General features: G+C 56.6%; 4 protein-coding genes and 1 pseudogene. All 5 read left to right on the top strand.

Annotation, left to right across the window (positions count from 1 at the left end; genetic code table 11):
- A pseudogene (locus tag AC1DWI_RS13660) lies at positions 1–225 on the top strand (transketolase family protein); the annotation flags it as partial.
- A 9-nt stretch (positions 226–234) separates the two neighbouring features.
- Entirely contained in the window at positions 235–2,037 is a 1,803-nt protein-coding gene (locus tag AC1DWI_RS13655; RefSeq protein WP_477668502.1) for an ABC transporter ATP-binding protein, read from the top strand.
- Positions 2,034–2,594, top strand: a complete 561-nt coding sequence (gene rfbC / locus AC1DWI_RS13650; RefSeq protein WP_477668503.1) for a dTDP-4-dehydrorhamnose 3,5-epimerase — start codon at positions 2,034–2,036, stop codon at positions 2,592–2,594. Before AC1DWI_RS13655 ends, rfbC begins: the two co-directional genes overlap by 4 nt.
- Entirely contained in the window at positions 2,591–3,817 is a 1,227-nt protein-coding gene (locus AC1DWI_RS13645) for a methyltransferase domain-containing protein (protein ID WP_477668504.1), read from the top strand. The genes rfbC and AC1DWI_RS13645 overlap by 4 nt, the downstream gene beginning before the upstream one ends.
- Positions 3,818–3,942: 125 nt before the next feature.
- Positions 3,943–4,997 (top strand): FkbM family methyltransferase (locus AC1DWI_RS13640; RefSeq protein ID WP_477725021.1); only part of this gene is annotated, 1,055 nt, incomplete at its 3' end.

Raw genomic sequence — 4,997 nt, 5'->3', positions numbered from 1 at the left:
ATCGTGACCTTGGAGGAACATTCGGTCATGGGCGGACTAGGTGCCTGCATCACCGAAGAAGTTACCGCCTACCGGCCGCTGCCGGTCTGCCGCATTGGCATCAAGGACCGCTTCTCGTCGCTCTGCGGCACCTGGGATTACCTGCTGCATGAGCATGGGCTCGACCTTCCGAGCGTGCGACAAAGCGTCGAGGCCTTTCTCGCTGGCAAGCCGTCCAAACACTGAGTTATGACCTTGAAGCAGGAACTCCCACAACTGTTGCGTCGGCTCTGGCTGCATTTGAGCCTGCGGCGTCGGCGCCAGTTCGCGGGTTTGCTGGCCCTGACGCTGGTCAGTGCGTTCGCCGAGGTGATGAGTTTGGGCGCCGTACTGCCTTTTCTCGCGGTCCTGACCGCACCGGAGCGGCTGTTCGCCTACCCACTCGTCACCCAGGTCGCACAGGCATGGGGTATCGCTTCAGCACAAGGATTAATCCTGCCGCTGACGATTATTTTTGCGGCAGCAGCGCTTCTGGCCGGGGCCTTGCGCATGTTGCTACTCTGGGCTGGCATGCGCCTGGGCCTGACCAGCGGTTCCGATCTCAGCACCGAACTCTATCGGCGCACCCTCTACCAGCCCTATCAGGTACATGTCTCGCGCAACAGCAGTGAGGTCATCGCCGGCATCACGCAAAAGGTCAACAGCATAGCTTTCGGGGTGCTGCAACCGGTACTTGTGCTGCTGAGCTCGGTCGTCCTGCTCGCGTCCGTTGTTGCCGTTCTTGTCGTCATCGACCCATTTGCCGCAACCGTCGCCGCGCTGGGCTTTGGCGCCAGCTACACCATCATTGCCGCCATAACCAGGCGCCGGCTCCGGCAAAACAGCGAGCTGGTGGCACGCGAGCAGACGCAGGTCGTCAAGGCGCTGCAAGAAGGCCTCGGTGGCATCCGCGATGTGCTGTTAGACAATGCGCAACCGCTGTATTGCGAGATCTACCGCAAGGCCGATCATCCGCTGCGCCGCGCCCAAAGCGACAGCCAATTCATCAATATCAGCCCGCGCTACGCGATGGAAGCGGTTGGCATGGTGCTGATCGCGGCGCTGGCTTATGCACTCAGTCAGCAAAACGGCGGCGTTGCGGGCGCATTACCGGTGCTCGGCGCACTCGCACTCGGCGCGCAGCGCCTGCTCCCGGCCTTGCAACAAAGTTTCGGGGCCTGGGCCACGATCGTGAGCTGTCAGGCCTCGCTCGCCGAAACGCTGGCGCTGCTCGACCAGCCGCTCCCACCCGAAGCATTCCAGCCACCGGCTGCACCGCTGGATTTCAAAAACCATATTCATTTTGACCAGGTGCGCTTTCGCTATTCGGACACAACGCCGTGGGTGCTTGATGGTCTCGATCTGACAATCACTAAGGGAACTCGCGTCGGTTTTGTCGGTAGCACGGGTAGCGGGAAAAGTACAACACTCGACCTCATGATGGGCTTGTTGCTTCCAACCGAGGGACAACTGCTGGTGGATGGCAAACCGGTCAGTGGCGACCATCTGCGTGCCTGGCAGCGCACCATCGCCCATGTACCGCAGAGCATCTATCTGGCCGACACCAGTCTCGCTGAAAACATCGCCTTTGGCGTGCCAAGGCAGTTGATCGATATGTCGCGTGTACGCGAAGCCGCGCAACAGGCACAGATTGCCGAATTTATCGAAAGCCGTACCGGCGGCTACAACGCGCATGTCGGTGAACGCGGCATCCAGTTATCAGGCGGTCAACGCCAGCGCATCGGCATCGCGCGAGCCCTCTACAAAAAGGCCAGCGTGCTGATATTCGACGAAGCGACAAGTGCCCTCGACAACGCGACCGAGCAATCGGTCATGACTGCGATTGACGGGCTGGATCGCGGCCTCACGATCCTTCTTATCGCACACCGCCTGACGACCGTCATGAATTGTGACGTCATCATTGAACTCGAACACGGAAAGGTCGCTTCGCAAGGCAGCTACGACGAGCTGCTGACACACAGCGCGAGCTTCCGACAACTCGCGCAGGCTTCTCCATGAGCACGATGACCATCCACAACACCACCCTGCCTGATGTGCTGGTGGTTGAAACCACACGATTCTCGGACCTGCGGGGCGCCTTCAGCCGCCTCTTCTGCGAGCGTGAGCTTGCCGAGGTAACCGGAGAGCGTCGCATCTTGCAGATCAATCACTCGCGCACACTGTCAAAAGGTGCGATTCGCGGTTTGCACTACCAGCGCCCACCACACGCCGAAATGAAGCTCATACGCTGCATCCGGGGCAAGGTGTGGGATGTCGCGGTCGATCTAAGGCAAGGCTCACCGACTTTTTTACACTGGCATGCCGAGGAACTCACACCTGAAAATGGCCGCATGCTGGTCGTTCCCGAGGGCTGTGCACACGGCTTTCAGGTGCTCGAGGAAAACAGCGAGATGTTGTATCTGCATACCGCCTTTTACAAACCTGAAGCCGAAGGCGGCCTTGCCTATAACGACCCTAAACTGGCTATCACCTGGCCGCTTCCCGCGACCGATGTCTCGGAAGGTGATCGTGGCCGCCAGCACATTAATCACGATTTCACAGGACTTGCCGCATGAACTGCCGCCATTGCAACACTCCCCTGCAGCATGTATTCCTCGATTTGGGGTTTGCGCCGCCCTCCAATGCATATCTGACCAAGGCGCAGCTTACGCAGCCCGAGGTTCACCTCCCGCTGAAACTGTTTGTCTGTGACCACTGCTGGCTGGTGCAAACCGAGGACTTCACGCAAGCCAACGAGCTGTTCCGCTATGACTATGCGTACTACTCGTCGACCTCGATCAGTTGGCTCGATCACGCCGCACGCTACACCACAGCGATCACCAAACGCTTCGGACTCGGTTCCGAGAGTTTCGTGATTGAAGTTGCCTCCAATGACGGTTATCTGCTTCGCAACTTTCTGCCGCCGGGAATCCCCTGCCTCGGCATCGAACCCACAGAAGGTACAGCCAAGGCCGCAGAGAATCTCGGCATTCCGGTACTACGCGAGTTTTTCGGTGATACGTTGGCCAAACGCCTGGCAGCTGAAGGCAAACAGGCCGATCTCATCATCGGTAACAACGTCTATGCGCACGTACCGGACATCAACGACTTCACACGTGGCCTCAAGTCGGTGCTCAAGCCGACTGGTGTGATCACGCTCGAATTCCCGCACCTTATGCAACTGATCGAGCACAACCAGTTCGATACGGTCTACCACGAACATTTTTCCTACTTGTCACTGCAAAGCGTCAGCCGTATCTTCGACCAGGCCGGCCTGCGTGTGTGGGACGTCGAAGAACTCAGCACCCATGGCGGCAGCCTGCGCGTCTACGGTTGCCACCGCGAGGACACACGCGAGAGTACCGGCGCGGTCGCGCGTATTCTCGAAGACGAACGGCGCCACGGCCTCCGTGACTTGAACACGTATCTGAATTTTCAGCCGAAGGCCGATCGGGTCAAAAACAAGTTACTTACCTTTCTGATCGAGCAAAAGAACGCCGGCAAAAAGGTCGCGGCCTACGGCGCGGCTGCCAAGGGAAATACCCTGTTGAACTATGCGGGTGTCAAGCCAGACCTGCTGGCATATGTTTGCGACGCCGCTCCATCCAAGCAGGGCAAATACCTGCCTGGCAATCACATTCCAATCCTCCCACCATCGGCAATGGCCGAACACCGCCCGGACGTGGTGGTTATCCTGCCTTGGAATATCGCTGCCGAAGTCATGCAACAGCAAGCCCACGTGCGAACTTGGGGCGGCAATTTTGTGGTTGCGGTTCCCGAACTGAAAATCATGGCGTGAATTAAGCATGCTTCAACCACTCGATCCAGTTCGCAATTCACACTGAAAATTAGTACCTTAATGCGTGCGTAGCGCGTCAACACCGATTCGGCTTTTGCCAAAATCTTTCGTCTCTGGAGAAAACAATGTCAAACGACCCTCGTGACCTAAACGGTCAAAAATTACAACGAGCACTTTCGACGCTTGGACGCGATGCCTTGTTGCGCAGACGTCTGATTGACTGGTTGAAGGAAGCAGAAAAAACCTTCGACTATCAAGGTTCGGTTCGCGATGACATTACGGGCCCGATTATCGATGCGCTTCACACCGAAGATGACCGATATGAAAAGACACTGCAGGATGGAACACGCTTTGAGTTTCTCTACCGAACAAAAATTGCGAGGGATTTCATGCTTTCGGAGCGGGAAAATCCTACTCATGTCTGGGAACCTCAAACGACAAGATTACTGCAACACCTGTCCGCCCACAGCGACGGCGATGTTCTGATAGGTGGCGCATATTTTGGCGATCATGCCATTTTATTGGCTCGCCAACTGCAGAAAGAAGACCGTCAGGTTCATTGTTTTGAGCCCAGTCCCGAGCAATCAGAAATGCTCGCAAGAAATGTTGCGCTAAATGATCTGAACAACTTGGTCATTAATCGCAAGGGACTGTGGGATGTCAGCAGCCAGCGGCTTCGTCTTGAAGGCTTCGACTCGTTCGCCAATTCGGTCGTTGCGGACACTGCCGAAGATAGTTTTGAAACGGTACGAATTGACGACTATTGCGCCGCAATGCAACGCCGACTCGGCGTCATCATGCTCGATATTGAGGGCGCGGAGTTTCGTGCGCTGCTAGGAGCTGAAAAAACACTCCTGAATAACCACCCAAGCATCGTTTTTGAAGTTCACCGGGACTATGTGGACTGGTCAAACGGCTTACTAAATGCACCAGTTTGTAAATTGTTGAGCGCAGCGGGCTATCAGCTTTTTGCGGTGCGCGATTTCCACAATAACCACGAAGTCGGGGAGCTTTGTATCGAACTCATTCCGGCCGAGGCCGTTTACCTCGAGGGCCCACCGCATGGCTTCAACATGCTGGCCGTAGCAAATACGCAACTCATATCTGGCCCCCTTTTCAAGCAGGTAAAGAACGTGAGCCCCAAGTTACTCCGTCATAAATCACCTGAACTACATCATCC

The sequence above is a fragment of the Polaromonas sp. P3_C2 genome (assembly GCF_056402675.1).
This window is presented reverse-complemented; position numbering and strand designations above follow the sequence as displayed.